Raw genomic sequence first — 22,446 nt, 5'->3', positions numbered from 1 at the left:
TCCTGCTGTCGTTCTATAATCGATTAGTTGGCAGCGTTCGCACCGCTAACAATCTCGTTAATTTCTTGGGTAATCGCAGCTTGACGAGCACGGTTATACACGAGTGTTAACTCACCAACGAGGCTATCTGCGTTATCGGACGCAGCGCTCATGGCAGTCATTCTCGCACCAAACTCAGCAGCCTTTGCATCAAGCAAAGCTCCATAGATTAAGCTCTCACCGTATTGTGGGAGAAGACCTTCTAGGATCACAGCTTCATTTGGTTCGTACTCGTAACTTGGCGTAGCACTTGCATTTTCGCCAAGTTCCTCAGCCAAATCAGTAAGCGGTAATAACTTGTTCTCTGTCACATCTTGACGGATCGCGCTGACAAAGTGGTTGTACCACATATACAGCTCATCAATTTCCTCGTTCTCAAACATACCGATTGCTTTACGAGTAATCGTTTTGATCTCATCAAATGATGGTGAATCAGAGAGTTCAGTTACGACCTCACTCACTGGGAGACCGAGTCGTCTTGCATTGTCACGGCCGATTTTACCGACCATGATGATTGTATATTCGTCCGTTGACTTGTGTCGTTCTTTGAGTTTCTTCGTCAAATCACGAATGAGACTTGCGTTATAACCACCAGCTAGACCTTGGTCAGATGTAATAACTACATAACCGGTCTTTTTCACCTCACGGCTCTCCATCATTGGATGGCTGATGTCGGTGTCGCCAGTTGCGATACTCCCTACAACCTCTTGGATCTTCTCCATATATGGTTGATAAGCTTGCGCTTTTGCTAGGGCACGGCGCTGCTTAGATGCAGCAACCATTTGCATCGCTTTGGTCGTTTGCTTCGTCTTTTTCGTAGAATTAATTCTTGACTTTATCTCACGTAAAGAAGCCACTGTCGTCTCACCACCTTTTCACTGAACTCAAAACGTTACTCTTCGTCAGAAGTGCTAAATGTCTTCTTGAACTCAGAGATGACGCCGTCGAATTCTTCTTTATCAGGAAGGTTACCTGTTTGGCGGATGCCTTTAAGCAATTCTGCAGCGTTGTTATCCATGTACGTGAACAATTCTTTCTCAAAGCGAAGAACGTCTGCTACTGGAATATCATCGAGGAATCCGTTAACAAGAGAATAGATAATCGCAACTTGCTTCTCAACCGGAATCGGGGAGTTCAAGTCTTGTTTCAACATTTCTACGGTACGTTGTCCACGAGCAAGCTTTGCTTTCGTTGACTCATCTAGGTCAGAACCGAACTGTGAGAATGATTCAAGCTCACGGAATGATGCGAGGTCTAGACGTAGCGTACCTGCTACTTTCTTCATTGCTTTAATCTGTGCTGAACCACCTACACGTGATACTGAGCTACCTGCGTTTACGGCAGGACGTACACCTGAGTAGAAGAGGTCAGACTGCAAGAAGATTTGTCCGTCTGTAATTGAAATTACGTTTGTCGGAATGTATGCAGAGATGTCACCAGCTTGTGTTTCGATGAATGGAAGTGCCGTAATCGAACCGCCACCTTTTGCATCGCTCAACTTAGCCGCACGCTCGAGTAAACGAGAGTGTAGTAGAATACATCCCCTGGATAGGCTTCACGACCTGGAGGACGACGAAGAAGTAATGAAAGCTCACGATAAGCCGCTGCTTGTTTCGTAAGGTCATCATAAATAATCAATACGTGCTTGCCGTTGTACATGAACTCTTCACCCATTGATACCCCTGCATAAGGCGCGAGGTAAAGAAGTGGTGCTGGGTCCGATGCGTTTGCGGCAACAACGATTGTATAGTCAAGAGCACCTTTTTGACGAAGTGTCTCAGTAAGACCAACAACGGTTGATTGCTTTTGACCGATTGCTACGTAAATACAAATAACGTCTTCTTCTTTTTGGTTAAGAATTGTATCGATCGCTACTTGTGTTTTACCTGTTTGACGGTCTCCGATAATTAACTCACGCTGTCCACGACCGATTGGAACCATCGAGTCGATTGACTTAATTCCAGTTTGAAGTGGCTCGTCTACCGATTTACGATCCATAACGCCTGGTGCGATCGCTTCAATTGGGCGAGTCTTCGTTGTACCAATTGGTCCTTGTCCATCAATTGGTTGACCAAGTGGGTTTACAACACGGCCAAGAAGTTCTTCACCAACAGGTACTTCCATGATACGACCTGTACGTTTCACTTGGTCGCCTTCACGAATTTGATCATATGGTCCTAGAATAACAACACCGACGTTGTTTTCTTCTAGGTTCTGAGCAAGACCCATAACACCGTTTGAAAACTCAAGGAGTTCTCCGGCTTTTGCGTTTTCTAAGCCATGTACACGTGCCGTACCGTCACCAATTTGGGTGATTGTACCGACTTCGCTGGCTTCAACTGTCGATTGAAAGTTTTCAATCTGTTCTTTGATCAGCGCACTGATCTCATCAGGTTTGATGCTCATACTGTTCACCCCTCACAATTAACAATTTACACTGACATAATTTGTCGTTCGAGCTTCTTAAGTTGGTTACGAACACTACCATCGTATACAGTGTCACCGATACGAACGATAAGTCCACCCAACATATCTTTATCCGTTTCGTTCTTCACACGAAGTTCACGATCGCCGATCTTCGCTTGGAATTTAGCACTAATCGCTTGAAGTTCTTCGTCTGTTAACGCTCTTACGGAATACACGGTCGCTTCTTCAATGCCAAGAGCTTCGTTAGCAAGTGCTACAAACTCATCGATGACGTATGGCAACGCAGCCATGCGATCACGATCATTAAGAACGTACAACGTGTTTTTTACGTAATCATGCATTGCAGAAAACCCGTCTTGAAGCAAAGCACGTTTTTCAGACTTGGATAAACGCGGATGAGCAAGAATGGCTTGTAGTTCCGGAAGTGATTCGAAGACGCTTTTGACTGTCGTCAACTCTTCGCTTACGCGAGATAGGACTTCCTTTTCTTTCGCCAGTTGGAATAATGCACTTCCGTAACGTCCAGCTACTTGGAAGTCACTCATTTTGCTTCAACCTCTTTTAGGTAACTGTCAATAAGCTTCTCTTGTTCTTTTTCATCCAATTCTTTCTCAATCACTTTCGTTGCAATGGCAACAGAAAGGCTGGCGACTTGATTACGAACGGACTCAAGGGCTTGCTCTTTTTCACGCTCTATATCTTGAACGGCAGCTTCTTTAATACGCTCTGCCTCTTGCTTTGCTTGCTCAAGAACTTGACGAGATTGTTGCTCACTCATCTTGCTCGCTTGCTCAAGAGTTTCTTGTGCCTGAACACGTGCTGCTTTCAACTCTTCACGTTGTTGCTCCAAGTATTTTTCTGCTTCAACACGGCTCTTCTCGGCATTGTCAAGATCGTCGTTCACTTGATTTTGACGTTTCTCCATAATGCCCATTAAAGGCTTTAAGGCGAACTTACCAATGATAAGCATGAGTACAGTAAAGGCAGCTAATGAATAAAATATCGTGCCCCACTCAATACCTTCTGAGAGTATCTCCATCGTTTACGCTCCTTTCAGCTCATTCGTTAAACAGTGATACATAAGGAATGGCGAAGGTTCTACAACAAGAACGCTATCGCCATCCATCATCTTCTTACGATTGACAAAACTTACGCACCAACACCAAAGAGCATGAGGATCGATACAACGATCGCGATAATCGGAACTGCCTCTGCAAGTGGGATCCCGATAAACATTAGAGTTTGTAAAGAACCACGAAGTTCTGGTTGACGTGCTACCCCTTCAAGTACTGCTTTAACGATAATTGCAACACCGATCGCTCCACCGACGGCTGCTAGTCCAGCTGCTAATCCAATTCCAAGATGCATAAATGACATCCTCCTTTAATGTAGTTAAAAATTTATAATTGATAACATGCTCTTATAGGCGAGCAGGCGTTATTCATAAAGTTAGTGCGACTCAACTTTGTGAGACATGTAAACCATTGCAAGCATCGCGAAGATATACGCTTGTAAGGAACCAATAAAGATACCAAACGCTTGCCATACCATTGTTGGTGCGAACATAATTCCTCCCCAGAGTAAGCTGGAGGCACCAAGGCCTACGATAAGAAGCATTAATACTTCTTTCGCAAATACGTTACCGAAAAGACGCATTCCGAGTGTTAGCGTGTTTGCAAACTCCTCAATGATCTTAAACGGAAACAAGAACCACTTCGGGCGGAAATAATCCATTAAGTATTCTTTCGAACCTCTTAGCTTAATTCCGTAGATGTGTGTTAACACAACGACAAATGCCGCTAGTGTGAGTGCTAAGAACGGATCAGATGTCGGTGACTTCCAAATAACACTGTGTGTTTCATAGGTTGCCATCTCGAACGGAATCCCCATCATGTTCGACACAAAAATTACGAAAAGTAATGTATATGCGAGTGCGATGAAGCGGCCTCCGGTTTTCCAGTCCATGTTTGCTTTAATGATTCCTCGACAGAAGTCGACGACCCATTCAATGAAGTTTTGCAGACCTGTTGGTCGCATCGCCATTTTTCTTGCTCCTAAGAATGTAAAGAGAAAGACGATTAATCCGGCGATCGTAAACGTTATCATCGTTGTAACGTTGAACGTAATCGGAGTGCCAAAAAGTTCAAAGGGCGTCCAGTATATTGATTGTGCGCTCATAATTTCACCTCACTTTTCGTAATTGTAAGAGCATGTCCACCGAAACAAACAAATACAAGGCCCCATACCCAGCAAGTACTGCCCAAAGCGTAAATGACTCAGGATTAAGTAGTGCAATGATTACGGCTAGTACAATGACCCCATACCGTAAGACCATGCTAAAACCCGCGATTACATTTGAGAAGAAGTTGGACGATTCGCCAACTGCGGCTGAGCCTACGACGGCTGTTTTAATGTACGTGGACGTGAAGCTAATCATTGAGGAAAAAATCCCTAAAAGAAATCCGAGGAACGAGGCTTCAAAAGGTGTTAGGAATAGCCCAATCATACAAACAATTGCTACGATTGCCACCACTCGAAAATATAGTCTCATACGTTCTTGTAGTGGCGTAGGCATCATTTGTCATCGTCTCCTAAAAATGGCTTAATTACCTGATACGCACCATAAAAACCTGCTGTCATACCGAGTAGCAAGCCTACAATAAGAAGAAATGGGGTTGTTCCTAAATGCCCATCAGCCCAATATCCTAATAATAAACCTCCGAACATCGAACCGATCATGGAAAAAAGAACCGACGACACAATTGCGACACCTTTATGAGGGTTTCGCTTGCCGTTGTCTCCTGCCATTTGGTTACTCCCTTCGGAATCTAAGATTAATCACCTGTACTACTACACGATAATCAATCATCATACCCTCAGTAATCGTACAATAGGGATACATTGATGTCAACGAGGGATATAGAAGGAAAATCCCTCCGCAACAGCGATCGGCAAATTCTACTTTGTGTCAAAAGATTGACAAATTGTAAATTAGGTCTTGTATCATAGCAGCAATATCCAATTTTTGTGATAATTATGCTTGAAAGACCTAAAAAGATTGGAGAAACTTAAGGTTAAGCTCCTCCATCCACATTACTTCTTCTTTCTAGATTCCAATAATAGAATTTTGGATTCGACCGTATCTTCTCGATCTTTTAACTTTGCATAGACGAGAACGTGATAAAGCCCTGGATCCAATTGCACTGCATCCTTGTGAAGGCGTTTTTCAAATACGCCTTTTGGAATATCCGTTTCATGATCAAGCGTCATAATGTACGTAAAGGTATCTGGATCATAAAGAGAGATCTCCAATTCTTCTGCTCCACCAGGTAGAAACACTTCGTACATCCAATCCCCACCGTTCGGTAGCTTCCCGAATTGAAATGCACTAACTCTCGGATAATCTGGCTCATCACTGAATAATAGAAACGGCAACGTGATATCCTCTTGTCCGCCCGTTACTTTAATTTGCCCGTCAACACGCTTGAAGTCGATTATATCGGTTTCAATCTCAACACGAATCGTCACGTCCTTCGATTGACCCGGCTCTACAGTAACAGGCATTGGCATTTGCCACTTTAAGCCTGTACCGAGTGATGCCGGCACATCAAAGCGATACGTTCTCTTCTCATTACCGTGATTTTCAATCGTAAGTTCTTTCTCAAGCCGCTGGCTTTCTTGTTGTTTTGGGTCCCCATCCCATACACCAAAAGAAAGCGCACCAGGATAAACGAGCGTGTCACTTCGAACGGCTGCTTCGATATCGACACGACCAGATCCTTGAACAAATGGAGGATAGCGCTCACCATTCTCTGACACGAGGGGAACTGCCGTATTCATGAGTGCTGCTTTGACTTGTTCGGGTCCCCACTCTGGTTTTGCTTGTTTCAAAAGCGCTGCCGCTCCGGCGATGTGTGGCGCCGCCATACTCGTACCGTTCAACGCCATATAACCGTTCGGCACAGTGCTGTCGATATCAACCCCTGGTGCAACAACATCCGGTTTAATGTCCCACGTTTGCGTGACTGGACCTCTTGAACTAAACAACGCCATATGATCCGCTTCTTCCACGTACTTCGTCTCAATCATGGCATCTTCACCATTCTGTTCAATCCACTCACGCAATCGCACACCGTCATGATGATCAATTGTCGCAGCAGTAAAAGCTACAGGTTCTTCAACACCCGCTGCAAACGTCCCTGGAATATTATTCATCAAAAGTACCGCTTTTGCTCCTGCTTCTTTTGCATTCTCTAATTTTGCTTTAATTGGTATTCCACCACGCTCAATGAGTACGACTTTGCCTTCTACACTTATTAAATCTTCTGGCATCCCAAGGTGACCGTCAACGAGGAGATTACTTCGTTTTAAGTCCCAAGGCTTTGACCCTTGAATCGCGTGTAGACCGATGTTCTCTTCACCGTCAGAAACTCGGATTTGTGGTGCTTTTAATGGTGGTGTAGACGCACCGACTGAAATCGCCTTTGAAGACGTCCCTGGCGACCCGACACTCCATAGGTCCGGCCCACTATTTCCATTTGAGGTAACTGTAATAATGCCTGCTTCTGTCGCTTTATCTAGCGCCAAGCTCGTCGGCCAATCTGGACCGTTAATTGGGCTTCCTAGTGATAAATTTAATACGTCAACTTCGTCATCAATCGCCCGTTCAATCGCTTCTAGAATAAAGGCTGTTGATCCTTGGCCTTCTGGACCGAGGGCGCGATAAATGTATAGTTCCGCTTCAGGTGCTACACCTTTCACACGACCATTTGCTGCAATAATCCCTGCAACATGAGTACCATGAAACGTCTGTGCTTTTCCTCGAATCTTCGATTCCATCGGATCGTCATCTTTGTCAACAACATCGTAGCCTTTCACATAACTCCGGCTTAAATCAGGATGATTGTAATCGATACCTGTATCAATCACACCGACTTTGACACCTTTTCCAGTCAGCCGCACACCGCGGTCCTCTAGTTCAGATCGAAGGTTATCTGCGCCGATGAACGGTACACTTTCTTTTAAAGACACTTCGTAATCTACGCTTGCGTCAACTGCACTGACGCCAGCAATCGCCTTTACTCGTTCTGCTTGTTCGCTCGTAAACCGGTAAGCTGCCCCATTGATACTATTCTCATATATAAACTCAGGTTCAATTGCACCGATTACTTCTTCAATTCGGTTCATCGTTTCGCTATACGACTCACTCATTTGGACAATATACATTTCTTTTGACGGCTGAGCATGTACGCTCGTAAATGATGTTAGTAAAATAACCATCGACATCATAAGGGCGGTTATGCATCGGAACGTATTCTTCATCACCGACCTCCTTTATAGCATTTAGAATGCGCTAGAGGATGCCGAATCATACAATCACTTTTTACAACAAAAAAAGAACCTTCTCACACCGAGCTGGGAAGGTTCTTTTCATATATGTCATTTACTTCGTTCCGAAAAGACGGTCACCAGCATCGCCAAGGCCTGGTACGATGTAGGCTTTTTCGTTTAGCTTTTCGTCAAGTGCTGCCAAGTAAATGTCAACGTCCGGGTGATCTTGTTGTACTTGTGCAACGCCTTCTGGAGCAGCGATGAGGCACATTAACTTGATGTTTCTTGCTCCGCGTGTTTTTAAAGAGTTAATCGCTTCAACTGCAGATCCTCCAGTTGCAAGCATTGGATCTACAACGATTAAGTCACGCTCTTCAATGTCTTTAGGGAGCTTTACGTAGTACTCAACAGGTTGAAACGTTTCAGGATCTCGGTAAAGACCGACATGTCCTACTTTTGCTGTTGGGATTAAGTCGAGGATGCCCTCTACCATTCCTAGACCTGCACGAAGAATCGGGACTATTCCAAGCTTCTTACCAGCGATCACTGAAGATTGTGCTGGACCTACTGGTGTGTTGATCGTCACTTCTTCAAGTTGAAGATCACGAGTGATTTCGAATGCCATTAACGTCGCGACTTCATCAGTTAACTCACGGAACTCCTTCGTTCCTGTTGATACATCACGAATGTACGTAAGTTTATGTTGGATGAGTGGATGATCAAATACGTATACTTTACCCATACTGCAAACACGCTCCTTTTATTGGTTCTATTTCTAAACTCTAAAGAGTGAAATCGATAAATGCCTTTGAAAATTCTACAGAAAAACAGGCCTTGATTCAAGTCATATTTTATCCAAATTGCATCAAAACTATGGCAAGATAAAAGCGTCATAAGAAAAAGCAGGAATACGTGCCTCCTGCTTTCCTCTCACTCTTTATTCGTACATCGGAAACTTACTCGTTAACGTTTTTACACGTTGACGTGCTTCAGCAAGCTTCTCTTCTTGTTCCATGTTGTTAAGCGTGAGTCCGATAATCGCAGCGATCTCATCCATATCTTCTTCTTTAAAGCCACGAGAAGTTACGGCTGCCGTTCCGATTCGAATACCACTTGTCACGAATGGACTTTCTGGATCAAACGGAATGGTGTTTTTGTTCGTTGTAACACCTACATCATCCAACGCTTTTTCAGCCACTTTACCTGTTAGACCTAGTCCTGTTAAGTCTAGTAGAAGCAAGTGGTTGTCTGTTCCACCAGAAACGAGGTTAATGCCTTCTTTCTGTAAGCTTTCTCCGAGTCTTTTTGCATTGTGAATAATTTGAGCTGCATAGTCGTTAAAAGACGGCTGCAATACTTCTAGGAAAGAAACTGCTTTTGCTGCGATGACGTGCATCAGTGGACCGCCTTGAAGACCAGGGAAGATCGACTTGTCCACTTTTTTCGCAAATTGTTCCTCACAAATAATCAAACCACCGCGTGGCCCACGTAGCGTTTTGTGAGTCGTTGACGTTACAAAATGAGAATGAGGAACTGGGTTGTTGTGAAGACCAGCAGCAACTAGACCTGCAATATGAGCCATGTCGACCATAAGATAAGCACCAACTTCATCCGCAATCTCACGGAAACGTTTGAAGTCAATTTCGCGTGGATACGCAGATGCACCTGCGACGATGAGCTTCGGTTGATGAGCTTTAGCGAGCTCAAGAACCTTGTCGTAATCGATGCGATGATCATTCTCCGTTACACCGTATTCAACAAAGTTGTACTGAACACCACTAAAGTTTACTGGACTACCATGCGTCAAATGTCCACCGTGAGAAAGGTTCATTCCGAGCACGGTGTCACCATGCTCAAGAATCGTGAAGTAGACACCCATGTTCGCTTGTGCACCCGAGTGGGGCTGAACGTTTACATGGTCGCCACCGAAGATTTCTTTCACACGATCTCGTGCAAGATCTTCAACGACATCTACGTGTTCACAACCTCCGTAGTAACGACGACCCGGATACCTTCTGCATACTTGTTCGTTAAAACAGAACCTTGGGCTTCCATGACCGCTTCAGATACAAAGTTCTCCGATGCAATCAATTCGATCTTTTCTCTTTGGCGTTGTAATTCATCTTGAATCGCTTCAAAAATGGCAGGATCTTGACTTGCGACATGTTTCATCTTACAGTTGTTCCCCTTTCCCTATCCTTTTTTTCTAGTTTATCACGAATTGCTATAATGTGAGCGTGGACCTCCAATATATTTTGGACGAGTTCTTGCCATCGTGACGATCGCTTGTCCAACCTTTGGGTTCGACGGTCGAACGGGCACAGCGACGTGTTTTAAATGCATTCCGATCAACGTGAGGCCGATATCAACACCTGCGTCCGCCGCGATATGTTCAACGATGACACGCTCTTGCCCTTCTGAATAAGCATAAGCGGCCATCGCTCCACCAGCATGACGTACTGGTATTACGTTTACAATTGGAAGGTAATGAGCATTCGCGAACGACCGCGGTACAACGAGGGCTCGGTTAATATGCTCACACCCTTGGTACGCAGGAATTACCCCCGTCTCTGAACAGAATTGTTCAACCGCTTCTACGATAGCCTTGGCAATTTCTTCAGAGCCTTCTGTGCCAATGTGCTTTCCCGCAATTTCACTCGTACTTGCACCAATCACAAGTACGTCACCGCCTTGAAGTGACGCCTGATCATTTAACTCAGCGAGCAAGTCTCTGACCTCACTAGTGATTGTCATGTTTGATCGAGCTCCATCATCTTGTCAACACGACGTTGGTGACGTCCTCCTTCATACGGAGTATCGAGCCACTTTTCAACGATTGATGTTGCAAGACCAGGTCCAACAACGCGCTCACCCATGGCTAACACGTTCGAGTCATTGTGAAGACGTGTCATTTCTGCACTAAACAAATCATGAACGAGGGCGCAACGGATGCCTTTGACTTTGTTCGCAGCGATCGACATGCCAATTCCTGTTCCACAAATTAAAATGCCTCGCTCGTAATCTCCGCTTGCTACCGCTTCAGACACAGGTTTTGCAAAATCAGGGTAATCGACGCTGTCCATTTCGTGAGCACCAACATCTTCATATTCAATTCCCTTTTCATCTAACAGTGGTAAAATTTCTTTCTTTAAACGAAGACCCGCATGGTCTGATCCGATAATTACCTTCATGACTTTCCCTCCACTAATCTTGGTTTTGCAGCTTGTATTAGTCTTTCCATTTGTTCCTTTGCGATGCGGTACTGCTCTAAGCTTCCACCGAATGGATCCTGGATGTTCGCATCGGGTTCACCTGCAAATTCACCGAGAGTGAAAACCTTTTGCTTTTCGTTTGGGAAGATTGAAGCAATTGCATCTTGATGATTCGCAGTCATCGTCAATACAATATCTGCCCATCCTAGTAACGATTCATCGAGTTGTTGCGCTGAGTGATCGTCCAAACTTTGACCGAATTCCTTTGCGAGTATCGCTGAATGATCTGCCGCTTTTGAACCTGGAAATGCATGGATTCCCGCAGATTGAACGTCGACTGTTGCAGTATGGTGTTTGAGCAGTGCTTCAGCCATTGGGCTTCGACACGTGTTTCCGGTGCACACAAATAATACGCGCGTCACGCTATCCATCCCCTCATAAAAACTCTATACCACTATCATATGTTAAATAAATTGAAGAATAAAGGGATAGGCTGAATACACACCAAATAAAGAAAGAACAATTCCTGCTAATAGTTCACCGTAGTCTCCAATCCGGTTTCTAAACAAGCTTCCTAGGCTTAAACCAATTAGCGTCATAAGCATCGTTACGAAGCCGAATATGAGAATGACAGCTGTTGCCTCCGCACCAAGTGCGCCAAGTGATACTCCGACAGAAAAACTATCTAGGCTAACAATAAATGCAAAAAATAGCACACCGATCCCTCTTAATTGGAATGATTGCTCCTTTTTCCCGCTTACACTTGTGAAAATCATTTGTATACCGATCAACGCCAGAATAACTCCAGCAACAAAGCTCGCAACTCCTGCGCCATAAAAGTTAGAGATCCATGCACCGAGCGCCATTCCCGCAAGAGGCATAATCATATGAAACACACCGACACTCGTAGCAATTCGCCACATACCCGATCGATTAATGCCAGGACCAACACCAAAAACGAGCGCAATTGAAAATGCGTCCATACCTAGAGCAACTGCCATCACAATTAAACTAAACCACTCAAACATAAAAAACCCCCTTGTCTGTTGTACAAGGGTATGCAGACAAGCAGGGTTTTAGACTTTCGATGCAGCTTTATTCAATCGATTCATAATGGCTCTTCCGAGACCTTTGTCTTCAAACGTTTGAAAAACGAGGACATCAACATTCGGCACTACATCGTCTACTTCACGCAAGACACGATAAACATTGCTAGAAATCGCATGCAAATCTGATCCCGCTCCAAGCGTAAACACAACATCCGCTGTGATTTGTTCGCGCCATTCATCAATGACGGCAACTGCCGTACGTTTTCCTGATCGCTTCAAATCGTGGAGGACGTCGTTCGTATGCTCAAGCCCTGTCGTTAACACGAGCGCCGTGTTTGGGGCATAATGGCGATATTTCATTCCTGGCGATCGAGGGGCTTCCTCTTTCGAATTGATTGAACGATTCTGCTCAAATTTGAACCCTAATGCATCCTCCATCATTTCTTGAGTAACTCCACCTGGTCGCAAGATGACAGGTTTTTCACCACTTACATCAACAACCGTTGATTCAAGTCCATATCCTGTAGCACCACCATCAATAATGGCATCAATCCTGCCGTCAAGATCTGCTTTTACATGACTAGCACGAGTTGGACTAGGGCGACCAGACCGATTAGCACTCGGTGCAGCAATCGGTAAATTTACAGATTGCAATAACGTTAACGCTAATGGATGATCTGGCATACGAACAGCGACAGTATCAAGCCCTGCTGTCACAATATCTGGTACCCCGGGTTTTCGTTTCATGACTAACGTCAGCGGACCCGGCCAAAATGTTTCAACCAAAATAGTCGCCATTTCATTTACTTCAACAACCAATGTATCCAACTGTCCAATGTGTCCAATATGTAGAATGAGTGGATTATCACTCGGTCGCCCTTTTGCTTCGAAGATTTTAGCCACCGCTTCTGTGGATAACCCATTCGCCCCTAACCCATAAACCGTTTCTGTCGGAAAGGCGATAAGACCGCCTTTTTTCCATATATCCACTGCCTTTGAAACGCTTTCAGTATCTTGAAAGTTATTCACAGGCAACCAGTTTGTATGTTGGTAACTCACACGTATTTCTCCTTAAAATGTAAATTTCCCCTTTATAACAAGGCTTTTGACACTGTGTACACCGTTGCTTAGTTATCCACAATTCGAAGGGGTTTATCCACATAGGTGTTTGTTGTTGAGGATAACTCTTATGATTTTCCACCAAACCAATTGTCCCATAATTCTGCCACAAAAAATGTGAATTCCGGCTCTGAATTATCCCCAGTTTTGTCTACACCCTCTGTTGATAACTCAACTTCCTCTTCTTCTTTTTCTTCATCCGTTCCGATTCCTAAATCAGTCAAACAGAGTGGCGGGAACAAGACACACCACCAATTTTCTCCGTTTCCATCACCAATTTCAATGACGAGTGCTTCATATAATCCTGCCGGGTATACGAGTGGTCCATACACTTTTGTTGGGAACTCCACGTCTTCTGATAGTGAAACATCTACAGGTAGATTAAAACCATGCCGCTCGACGATGTCTTCTGCAATGTCTTCGATGTTTGTTAATTGCTCTGTAAATGTAGCTCTTGCCTCAGATTGCGTCGTCGCCCCTGTTAGCATTTCACGAGTATAAAGGGCAACTTCATCACGAACATCTCGTTTGATCTGTTGATGCACAAGTGCATCAGAATGCGAAAAGATTCGCAAACGGATTGCATCTTCAGGAATGCTATCTTCCGCCATCCAATATTGTTGTTGACTTTCCCACGTACCGACGACCATAAATAAACAGATAAATGTATAAATAAGTGCTTGTTTCATGATCATTCACTCTCCCTCTCTACTGTTAAGCTTGGTCAGAGGGAGGGAGAGATAAACTCGTTTTCGTCCGACAAATTTCTTATGTGATACTTATGATTCGATCTTTACCATTGAGGTCTTGATGTATGCGGACGTGAGCATGCGGAAATGCTTTTTCCATTAACGTAGAAACCGCAGGTCCTTGATCGTAACCAATCTCTAATAAGACGATCCCGTCTTCAGCTAATACACTCGGAAGTTCCTCTGCTAAGCGTACGTAAAACAGGAGTCCATCATCTCCACCCGCGAGCTAAATGAGGTTCTTGATTTTTGACATGCTCATGGAGTTTCTCCACTTCGGCAATCGGAATGTACGGTGGGTTACTGGCGATTACGTTATACGTCTCACCTACGAGCGGACCGGTCAAATCTCCTTCTAGAAAGGCTATACGGGTAGCTCCAAGCTTCTTTGCATTCCCACTGGCCACTTCAAGTGCGCGCTTTGAGATGTCTGTTGCTACAACTTTCGCTTCTTTACATTCCAAAGAGAGCGTCACTGAAATCGCTCCACTCCCAGTAGCAATGTCGCAATCTTCGGTGCACGAAAGTCTTTTTCTTGCATCAATTTGAGTGCAAGCTCAATAAGTTCTTCTGTTTCTGGTCTTGGAATGAGCACATGTTCGTTTACGTTAAACTTCCGACCATAAAAACTTGCTTGGCCACTAATGTATTGCACTGGCTCGCCCGCACTAAACCGTTCAATAGCCGCTTGATACGACGTTTTTTGGTCTTCTCTTAACTCCTCACGACGTTTCAGTTGAAATTCAATCCCCTCTACGCCAAGAAGGTCTTCCATAATCCAGACCGCAGCACGCGGTTCTTTTTCTTTAGACTCTAAAAAAGACGAAGCCCAATTTAGGGCTTCGTATACGTATGTTACGTCTTTCATTCGCTCGTATGCTCCATCATTTTTGCTTGCTCTTCAACAATGAGTTGATCAATAATCTCATTCAAGTTCCCTTGAAGAATTTGTTCTAGCTTTTGCAACGTTAATCCGATGCGATGGTCAGTAACACGACTTTGCGGGAAGTTATACGTACGAATACGTTCAGAACGGTCGCCCGTTCCAACCGCAGCTTTGCGGTTTTCTGCGTACTCATCTTGCGCTTCCTTTTGGAACTTATCATACACACGGGCTCGTAATACTTTCATGCTTTATCGCGGTTTTTGATTTGTGATTTCTCATCTTGGCAACTCACGACAATCCCAGTCGGCTCATGTGTAATTCGCACAGCAGACATCGTTGTGTTAACACTCTGACCTCCTGGACCACTTGAAGCAAATGTGTCCACTCGTAAGTCTTTATCGTGAATCTCTACTTCAACTTCTTCAGCTTCTGGAAGTACAGCTACCGTCGCTGTTGATGTATGAATTCGTCCACCCGACTCCGTGGATGGAATACGTTGCACACGGTGTGCGCCGTTTTCGTACTTCATCTTTGAATATGCACCGTCACCATTAATAGAGAAAATAATTTCTTTGAACCCACCAATGTCGGTCGCATGCGTCTCAATGATTTCCGTCTTCCAACGATTCTGCTCCGCAAAACGGCTATACATTTTGAATAAATCCCCTGCAAAAAGTGCCGCTTCGTCACCGCCTGCCGCACCACGAATTTCAATAATTACGTTCTTATCGTCGTTCGGGTCTTTAGGGATAAGGAGGATTTTCAGCCGTTCTTCAATTTCAACTTTACGTTCTTGAAGCTCTTCAATCTCCATTTTAACCATTTCAAGCATATCCGCATCAAGATCTTCTTCGTTCAACATCACTTTTGCATCGCTCAATTCAGATGATGTTGTTTTATATTCGCGGTACGCCTGTACAGTCTCTTCTATGTTCGATTGCTCTTTAGAATACTCACGTAGCTTGTTTGTATCACTTATGACTTCAGGATCACTTAACCATGCATTTAGCTGCTCGTAGCGATCTTCAACCGTTTGAAGTTTTTCAAGCACACTCTTCACCTCATTTTTCTTCTAAATTTAGTATAGTATAAGGAAGTAAGTTGGTCAAAACGGGTTCTGCTCTTGTTCCATGTGAAACATTACTAGGAGGGGTACGATGAAACGTTACGTCATTATCGGTGGAGATGCCGCAGGAATGAGCGCGGCAATGGAATTAGTACGAAATAGAGACAAAGAAGATACGATAATTACAACCATAGAGAAAGGTTCGATTTATTCTTATGCTCAATGTGGTCTTCCTTATGTGATTGAAGGAGCAATTGAACACGAAGATCATTTAATCGCTCGAGACGTCGAGACATTTCGAAGTCAATATGGCATCGATGCTCGCACGAATAGTGAGGTCACATCCATTGATTGTGAGAAGAAATTTGTTTACGTACGAAGTGAGAACAAACATGAAACAATTGATTACGATACACTTTTGATCGCCACGGGAGCGAGTCCGATTGTTCCTGACATTCCAGGCAAAGAGCTTAAAGGTACACATACATTAAAAACAATTCCAGATTTACAAAACTTACAAAAAGACCTTCCAGACGTGTCTCACATCACCATTGTTGGAGGCGGGTACATCGGCCTTGAGCTGACCGAAGCCCTCGTTACGCAAGGTTATGATATTTGTCTCATTCAAAGAAACGACCAGTTGGCTCCTGGTATTGACGACCAACTCGTCGAACACTTACATGAAGAAGCACGACTCCATAATGTTGATTTGCGATTATCAGAACAAATTGAAGCCGTCCAAGGCACAACGCGTGTGCATTCTGTGAAAACAGATCAAAGCGAGATATCAACTGATCTCGTCATTTTCGCAACAGGAATCGAGCCGAATACAACCTTTCTATCTGACTGCTCTGTTACACGCTCTAAAGAAGGAGCGATTTATGTAGATGAGTACTTGCAAACGAATGTGCCCGACGTATATGCTGCTGGCGACTGTGCCCTTCAATATCATCGACTAAAAGAAGAAGCTGATTACGCTCCATTAGGAACACATGCGAATAAACAAGGGCGTATTGCAGGAATCAACATGAGTGAGCGACTCCCTCTTCGTCGCTATGAAGGGATGACAGGTACGAGTATATTCCGCTTTTTTAACCTTGATGTAGCGATGACTGGCTTATCTGAAGAAGAAGCTACGGCTCTTGGACACGATGTTGGCACCGTTCACTATACCGGCTCTCATATTGCTGGTTATTTCGAAGAGAAGAAGCCGATTCACCTGAACCTTATCTACGATCATACGAGCGATCAATTTCTCGGTGCACAAATTATCGGTAAAGGCGTTGATAAACGTATTGATGTCGCAGCTACTGCACTTTATTCGAAGTTAACGTGTGAAGACATTGAGAATTTAGATCTCGCCTACGCTCCACCTTATAACGGTGTTTGGGACCCGTTACAACAAGCGCTTAGAAGGCGTGAACGCTAACAAGCAAGCCTTATGATAAGGCTTGCTTGTTCATCCTGATCCCATGTTTCCCCTAATGAAAATTTGCAGGCGTGGCATACGTCTACAAATGGAGGTTGTCATCCAACAACAATCTTTTTGATTGTGCACTATCATTTTGTCCGTGAGTGTTAGTTATCATGTTCGGGGATCTAAGGAAATTGAACAAAAAAAAGACAAGTGGGAGTCCCCCTGGCTTGTCTTGAACATTACATGTTGTATTTCTTTTTGAAGCGATCGATCCGACCACCAGCATCAGCAAGCTTCTGCTTACCTGTGTAGAACGGGTGAGAATCAGAGCTGATTTCAACTTTAATGACAGGATACGTGTTGCCGTCTTCCCATTCTGTTGTTTCAGCTGATGATTTCGTAGAACCACCTAGGAATTTGAAGCCCGTGCTTGTATCTAAGAAAACAACTTTTTGATATTGCGGATGAATTTCCGTTTTCATGAAGTATTCCCTCCTCCCTCTTACGCAGAGGTCTTTTCACACATAAAAAGATTATAACAATGGGACAGCTATTTTTCAAGTTCTACAATAAGACTTTTCAAAAATTGGCATTAAACGCCGGACTTTGTTTTTGTGCGTTGTCTCGCCTTGTCTTGTTCCATACGCTCAAAGAACTCTTCATTCGTCTTCGTATCCTTGATCCTACGGATGAAATGATCCACAAACTCTGGGGAATCACTCATCGTCTTACGCATCGCCCAAAGGCTTTCTAAGTGGCCTTTTGGTACGAGCAATTCTTCTTTACGAGTCGATGAGCGGCGGATATCAATGGATGGGAAGATGCGTCGTTCAGCAAGCTTACGGTCAAGATGTAGCTCCATGTTCCCTGTGCCTTTAAATTCCTCGTATATCACATCATCCATACGTGAACCTGTATCCACGAGAGCCGTTGCTAAAATGGTCATACTTCCACCTTCTTCAATGTTACGCGCAGCCCCGAAGAAACGTTTCGGACGGTGGAATGCTGCAGGGTCAATACCCCCGGACAACGTACGACCACTAGGAGGAATAACAAGGTTATAGGCTCGCGCAAGACGAGTTAAACTATCCATTAAGATGATTACGTCTTTACGTTGTTCTACAAGACGCATCGCTCTCTCTAAAACGAGCTCAGTCACTTTAATATGATTCTCTGGTACTTCATCAAACGTTGAGTGAACAACTTCACCTTGAACAGAGCGCTCAATGTCCGTTACTTCCTCTGGACGCTCATCAATCAGTAATACAATTAACTCTGCTTCAGGATGATTTTCAGAGATGCTATTTGCGACTTGCTTAAGTAAAGACGTTTTCCCTGCTTTTGGTGGGGCTACAATGAGTCCACGTTGTCCAAAGCCAACTGGCGTTACGATATCGATAATACGTGCAGATAATCGCCCAGGATTTGTTTCAAGTTGAATTTTCTTATTCGGAAACAAAGGCGTTAGTGCAGGGAAATGCGGGCGTTCTTTCGCATGGTCTGGCTCGTCCCCATTTACAGCCGACACTTGCAATAAACCGTGATAGCGCTCATTGTCTTTAGGCTTTCTTACTTTGCCTGAGACACGATCTCCATTTCTTAAGTCAAAACGACGAATTTGTGAGGCAGAAATGTAAATATCTTCTGAGCTCGGTAAATAGTTGATCGGACGTAAAAATCCATACCCTTCTGTCTGAATGATCTCTAGAACACCTTCCATAAACATGAGACCATCTTGTTCTGCTTGTCCTTTTAATATTGCAAAAACAAGCTCTTGCTTCGTTAATTTACTGTAGTAAGAGATCTTCAGCTCTTTTGCGAGCTTATATAAATCTCGAAGTGTCTTTTGCTCGAGTTCAGCTAATGAATAACTCAAACGTCTTCACCACTTTCTTAAGTTACTTATCATTTCAATTGAATTCATTGTTAGTTGTCTTGGGATCATTACGAAAGGCAGGACATTAGAAGGAAAACTTCGAATGTTATGGGAGGTTTGGAAAAACAGATAAAGCGAGAATTCGTTGTACCTAACGTACCATACTTTTGGACGAGTTGGGAACAACGAATTCCGAAGTATTAGTATTACGAATTAATTCTTCATGAAAAAATCGGGTTTCTTCGCAACGTTATGCTTACCATCAATAAAACGTACAGTTCCTGATTTCGCCCTCATAACAAGTGATTGAGTGGTTGCTTTTGTACTTTTATAATGAACACCTTTTAATAGTTCTCCATCGGTAACACCAGTCGCTGCAAAAATACAGTCATCTCCTCCGACGAGGTCGTCCATAAATAACACTTTCGATGTGTCCTCAATCCCCATTTGATGACACCTTGCTTCTTCCGCATCGTCTTTTGGTAATAGACGACCTTGGAATTCTCCCCCGAGACATTTCAATGCTACTGCAGAGATTACTCCTTCAGGAGCTCCCCCTGTTCCCATTAATAAATCCATACCTGTTTCATCAAATGCCGTATTAATTGCCGCTGCGACGTCACCGTCTTGAATGAGCTTAATTCTCGCTCCAGCTTGGCGAACCTCTTCTATTAACTGCTTATGACGATCACGTTGTAATATGCTGACGACGAGGTCCTCAACATCTTTGGATTTCGCTTTTGCGACCGCTTTCAAATTCTCTTCCACTGTTGCATCAAGACTAATGACTCCAACGGCCTCAGGCCCTACAGCAATTTTCTCCATATACATATCTGGAGCATGCAACAACATTCCGTCGTCGGCAACTGCCAAAACTGCAAGTGCGTTCCACGTGCCAGCAGCTACAATATTCGTACCTTCAACAGGATCGACGGCAACATCCACACGAGGTCCAAAACCATTTCCGAGCTTCTCCCCGATATAAAGCATTGGCGCTTCGTCTTTCTCGCCCTCACCGATGACGACGGTCCCTTTCATCGGGATGGTATCGAATACATCACGCATGGCGCTTGTGGCTGCATCATCCGCTTCTTCTTTCATTCCCCGCCCCATCCAGCGTGCTGCAGAAAGCGCTGCTGCTTCAGTAACACGCACGAGTTCCATGGATAAGCTACGTTCCATTGTATCATGCCCCTTTGTTATGAACTTTTTAGTTGCTCTTGCTCTTCCTCAGTCATCTTCTCCCGCCAAAGCTTTGCACCGAGTCCTTTTAATTTCTCTTCAAGAGATTCATAACCTCGATCGATATGATGAACGCCTGTAATTTCTGTAACGCCATCCGCCATAAGACCAGCAATAACTAGAGCAGCTCCTGCTCTAAGGTCGCTCGCTTTCACACGCGCACCTTCGAGGCGCTTCCCGCCGTTGATCATTGCTGAACGGCCTTCGACTTTAATGTCTGCACCCATTCGGCGTAACTCATCAATATGTTTAAAACGCGCATTGTAGATGGTGTCTGTAATAATACTCGTCCCCTGGGCCTTTGCTAACAATGAGGTAACCGGTTGTTGCAAATCTGTCGGAAAACCTGGATGTACGAGTGTTTTAATGTCGACACCCTTCAAACGATTGTTACTTCCTTTTACATAAACGGCATCGTCATCACTATCAACATCAACGCCCATTTCATCGAGCTTAGCGATTAATGATTCTAAATGATCAGGAATAACGTTTTGAACAGCTACATCTGAACCCATACAAGCTGCAGCAATAATATATGTTCCCGCTTCAATCCGGTCTGGGATAATGCTATGTGCACAACCTTTAAGCTTCTCCTTACCTTCAATACGGATTACATCGGTACCTGCACCTTTAATATCTGCACCCATGCTAGATAGAAGTGTCGCTACATCGATGATTTCAGGTTCTTTTGCGGCATTTTCGATGATCGTCTTCCCTTTGGCTTTCACAGCTGCAAGCATAATGTTAATCGTTGCACCAACGCTTACGACGTCAAGATAAATCTTCGCACCGACTAGCTCATTTGCTCGTAAGTAAATCGATCCTTGTTCGTTTGTTACGACAGCACCAAGTGCTTCAAATCCCTTGATATGTTGATCAATCGGTCGTGGACCTAAGTTACAGCCTCCAGGAAGACCAATCGAAGCTTTTTTAAAGCGTCCGAGCATTGCCCCCATCATATAGTACGATGCGCGCATCTGCTTAACTCGCCCGTTCGGAAGTGGCATTGGCATCACTTGTCTTGGATCAATCGTCATTGCATCACCGTTGTGGTTCACACGACCACCAATATGCTCAACGAGTTCAGCTAATACTTCCACATCTGAAATATTCGGCAAATTGTCAATCGTCACTGGTGAGTCCGCTAAAAGCGCAGCCGGTATTAATGCGACCGCACTGTTCTTCGCTCCACCGATTTGAACTTCTCCATGTAGTGGATGCCCACCCTCAACCATTAACTTATCCATGTGCTGCGTCACTTCCTCATCCTTCGGTTTAAATCTTAATTTTTAAGCAACTGTCTATGAACGTAACCTTCCCCTCTTTCTAACTAGAATTGTCAAAAAGAGAGGAAGGTAGACATTATCCTTTTTGGTTTGTTACTTTTTCCCAGTCTGCTAAAAACTTCTCAATGCCTTGGTCTGTCAACGGATGTGCTGCAAGTTGCTCAATAACTTTATACGGGATCGTTGCAATGTCTGCACCGCGTTTTGCTGACTCTGTTACGTGAACAGGATGACGTACAGACGCTGCAATGATTTGTGTATCAATGTCATGTGTTGCGAAGATATCGGCAATCTCTTCAACAAGGTCTAAACCATTGCCACCAATATCATCAACGCGGCCTAAAAACGGCGATACATACGTCGCCCCAGCACGTGCTGCTAAAAGTGCTTGCACACTTGAGAAGATCAGCGTTACGTTCGTCTCAATGCCGAGTTCTTTAAACACTTTAACTGCTTTAAGTCCTTCAACTGTCATCGGGACTTTCACCGTAACATTCGGTGCTACAGCAGCTAACTCTTTCCCTTCTTCAATCATAGCATCTGCTTCAAGTGCGATCACTTCTGCACTGACAGAGCCGCTTACAAGGGACGTTATTTCTTTAAGACGTTCTTTAAAGTCAATGCCCTCTTTGGCTACAAGACTTGGGTTTGTCGTTACCCCATCAAGGATGCCAAGATCGTGGGCTTTTTTAATGTCTTCTAGGTTTGCTGTATCAATGAAAAATTTCATGCTCTCACACCTAACCT

General features: G+C 44.1%; 23 protein-coding genes and 3 pseudogenes. 1 reads left to right on the top strand and 25 read right to left on the bottom strand.

Going from position 1 to position 22,446, the window contains the following annotated elements; genetic code table 11:
• Positions 1-23 precede the first annotated feature (23 nt).
• The 20 genes and pseudogenes from atpG to prfA all read right to left on the bottom strand — a co-directional run bounded on the left by atpG (position 24) and on the right by prfA (position 15,863).
• Positions 24-896: an ATP synthase F1 subunit gamma gene (atpG, locus tag JCM19038_RS03560; protein ID WP_042358130.1), complete on the bottom strand. Its 873-nt coding sequence runs from the start codon at positions 894-896 to the stop codon at positions 24-26.
• 35 nt (positions 897-931) lie between these two features.
• Positions 932-2,445 (bottom strand): annotated as a pseudogene (gene atpA / locus JCM19038_RS03555) (F0F1 ATP synthase subunit alpha).
• Positions 2,446-2,471: 26 nt separating this feature from the next.
• Complete coding sequence (locus JCM19038_RS03550; RefSeq protein ID WP_042358129.1) at positions 2,472-3,011, bottom strand: F0F1 ATP synthase subunit delta; 540 nt, start codon at positions 3,009-3,011, stop codon at positions 2,472-2,474.
• Complete coding sequence (atpF, locus tag JCM19038_RS03545; RefSeq protein ID WP_042358128.1) at positions 3,008-3,505, bottom strand: F0F1 ATP synthase subunit B; 498 nt, start codon at positions 3,503-3,505, stop codon at positions 3,008-3,010. The genes JCM19038_RS03550 and atpF overlap by 4 nt, the downstream gene beginning before the upstream one ends.
• A 110-nt stretch (positions 3,506-3,615) precedes the next feature.
• Positions 3,616-3,834: a F0F1 ATP synthase subunit C gene (gene atpE, locus JCM19038_RS03540; protein WP_042430586.1), complete on the bottom strand. Its 219-nt coding sequence runs from the start codon at positions 3,832-3,834 to the stop codon at positions 3,616-3,618.
• 81 nt (positions 3,835-3,915) lie between these two features.
• Positions 3,916-4,644, bottom strand: a complete 729-nt coding sequence (gene atpB / locus JCM19038_RS03535; RefSeq protein WP_042358126.1) for a F0F1 ATP synthase subunit A — start codon at positions 4,642-4,644, stop codon at positions 3,916-3,918.
• Positions 4,645-4,648: 4 nt separating this feature from the next.
• The gene (locus JCM19038_RS03530; RefSeq protein ID WP_042414633.1) at positions 4,649-5,044 is read right to left on the bottom strand and encodes an ATP synthase subunit I; all 396 of its coding nucleotides are present in this window, start codon (positions 5,042-5,044) and stop codon (positions 4,649-4,651) included.
• Positions 5,041-5,274 (bottom strand): AtpZ/AtpI family protein, encoded by a 234-nt coding sequence (locus JCM19038_RS03525; RefSeq protein WP_042358124.1) that lies wholly within the window; start codon positions 5,272-5,274, stop codon positions 5,041-5,043. The genes JCM19038_RS03530 and JCM19038_RS03525 overlap by 4 nt, the downstream gene beginning before the upstream one ends.
• A 285-nt stretch (positions 5,275-5,559) precedes the next feature.
• The gene (locus JCM19038_RS03520) at positions 5,560-7,788 is read right to left on the bottom strand and encodes a S8 family serine peptidase (protein ID WP_052361023.1); all 2,229 of its coding nucleotides are present in this window, start codon (positions 7,786-7,788) and stop codon (positions 5,560-5,562) included.
• 121 nt (positions 7,789-7,909) lie between these two features.
• Positions 7,910-8,539, bottom strand: coding sequence for a uracil phosphoribosyltransferase (upp, locus tag JCM19038_RS03515; protein WP_042414630.1), 630 nt, complete (start codon positions 8,537-8,539; stop codon positions 7,910-7,912).
• Between the two features lie 195 nt (positions 8,540-8,734).
• Positions 8,735-9,969 (bottom strand): annotated as a pseudogene (glyA, locus tag JCM19038_RS03510) (serine hydroxymethyltransferase).
• 42 nt (positions 9,970-10,011) lie between these two features.
• On the bottom strand, positions 10,012-10,551 hold the full coding sequence (locus JCM19038_RS03505) for a TIGR01440 family protein (protein WP_042414627.1): 540 nt from the start codon (positions 10,549-10,551) through the stop codon (positions 10,012-10,014).
• The gene (rpiB, locus tag JCM19038_RS03500) at positions 10,548-10,988 is read right to left on the bottom strand and encodes a ribose 5-phosphate isomerase B (RefSeq protein ID WP_042358120.1); all 441 of its coding nucleotides are present in this window, start codon (positions 10,986-10,988) and stop codon (positions 10,548-10,550) included. Before rpiB ends, JCM19038_RS03505 begins: the two co-directional genes overlap by 4 nt.
• Entirely contained in the window at positions 10,985-11,431 is a 447-nt protein-coding gene (locus JCM19038_RS03495; RefSeq protein WP_042414624.1) for a low molecular weight protein arginine phosphatase, read from the bottom strand. The genes rpiB and JCM19038_RS03495 overlap by 4 nt, the downstream gene beginning before the upstream one ends.
• A gap of 42 nt (positions 11,432-11,473) precedes the next feature.
• Positions 11,474-12,037, bottom strand: coding sequence for a manganese efflux pump (locus JCM19038_RS03490; protein WP_042414622.1), 564 nt, complete (start codon positions 12,035-12,037; stop codon positions 11,474-11,476).
• 48 nt (positions 12,038-12,085) lie between these two features.
• A complete protein-coding gene (locus JCM19038_RS03485; protein ID WP_042414620.1) occupies positions 12,086-13,117 on the bottom strand; it encodes an L-threonylcarbamoyladenylate synthase in 1,032 nt (343 codons plus the stop codon).
• Between the two features lie 128 nt (positions 13,118-13,245).
• Complete coding sequence (spoIIR, locus tag JCM19038_RS03480) at positions 13,246-13,866, bottom strand: stage II sporulation protein R (RefSeq protein ID WP_238554267.1); 621 nt, start codon at positions 13,864-13,866, stop codon at positions 13,246-13,248.
• Between the two features lie 272 nt (positions 13,867-14,138).
• The gene (locus tag JCM19038_RS21590) at positions 14,139-14,402 is read right to left on the bottom strand and encodes a methyltransferase (protein ID WP_193745027.1); all 264 of its coding nucleotides are present in this window, start codon (positions 14,400-14,402) and stop codon (positions 14,139-14,141) included.
• Positions 14,399-14,794 (bottom strand): hypothetical protein, encoded by a 396-nt coding sequence (locus JCM19038_RS21585; protein WP_081831578.1) that lies wholly within the window; start codon positions 14,792-14,794, stop codon positions 14,399-14,401. The genes JCM19038_RS21590 and JCM19038_RS21585 overlap by 4 nt, the downstream gene beginning before the upstream one ends.
• Positions 14,791-15,863: pseudogene (gene prfA, locus JCM19038_RS03470) on the bottom strand (peptide chain release factor 1). Before prfA ends, JCM19038_RS21585 begins: the two are co-directional and overlap by 4 nt.
• A gap of 106 nt (positions 15,864-15,969) precedes the next feature.
• Here prfA and JCM19038_RS03465 point away from each other — a divergent pair.
• Positions 15,970-17,307, top strand: a complete 1,338-nt coding sequence (locus JCM19038_RS03465) for an FAD-dependent oxidoreductase (protein ID WP_042414618.1) — start codon at positions 15,970-15,972, stop codon at positions 17,305-17,307.
• 227 nt (positions 17,308-17,534) lie between these two features.
• Here the strand turns inward: JCM19038_RS03465 and JCM19038_RS03460 are convergent, their stop codons facing one another.
• The 5 genes from JCM19038_RS03460 to fsa all read right to left on the bottom strand — a co-directional run bounded on the left by JCM19038_RS03460 (position 17,535) and on the right by fsa (position 22,429).
• Positions 17,535-17,777 carry a type B 50S ribosomal protein L31 gene (locus tag JCM19038_RS03460; RefSeq protein ID WP_042358117.1) on the bottom strand — a complete coding sequence of 81 codons (243 nt, stop codon included), beginning with the start codon at positions 17,775-17,777 and terminating at the stop codon, positions 17,535-17,537.
• Positions 17,778-17,887: 110 nt separating this feature from the next.
• The gene (gene rho / locus JCM19038_RS03455; protein ID WP_042414616.1) at positions 17,888-19,171 is read right to left on the bottom strand and encodes a transcription termination factor Rho; all 1,284 of its coding nucleotides are present in this window, start codon (positions 19,169-19,171) and stop codon (positions 17,888-17,890) included.
• Between the two features lie 213 nt (positions 19,172-19,384).
• Positions 19,385-20,353, bottom strand: coding sequence for a class II fructose-bisphosphatase (gene glpX, locus JCM19038_RS03450; protein ID WP_042358115.1), 969 nt, complete (start codon positions 20,351-20,353; stop codon positions 19,385-19,387).
• A 17-nt stretch (positions 20,354-20,370) separates the two neighbouring features.
• Positions 20,371-21,660 carry a UDP-N-acetylglucosamine 1-carboxyvinyltransferase gene (locus JCM19038_RS03445; protein WP_042414614.1) on the bottom strand — a complete coding sequence of 430 codons (1,290 nt, stop codon included), beginning with the start codon at positions 21,658-21,660 and terminating at the stop codon, positions 20,371-20,373.
• Between the two features lie 115 nt (positions 21,661-21,775).
• Positions 21,776-22,429 carry a fructose-6-phosphate aldolase gene (fsa, locus tag JCM19038_RS03440; RefSeq protein WP_042414611.1) on the bottom strand — a complete coding sequence of 218 codons (654 nt, stop codon included), beginning with the start codon at positions 22,427-22,429 and terminating at the stop codon, positions 21,776-21,778.
• Positions 22,430-22,446: the final 17 nt, after the last annotated feature.

It is taken from the genome of Geomicrobium sp. JCM 19038, assembly GCF_000698125.1.
GTDB lineage: Bacteria > Bacillota > Bacilli > Bacillales > Marinococcaceae > Geomicrobium_A.
The sequence above is the reverse complement of the archived record's forward strand: the minus strand, read 5'-3'. Positions and strand labels throughout refer to the sequence as shown.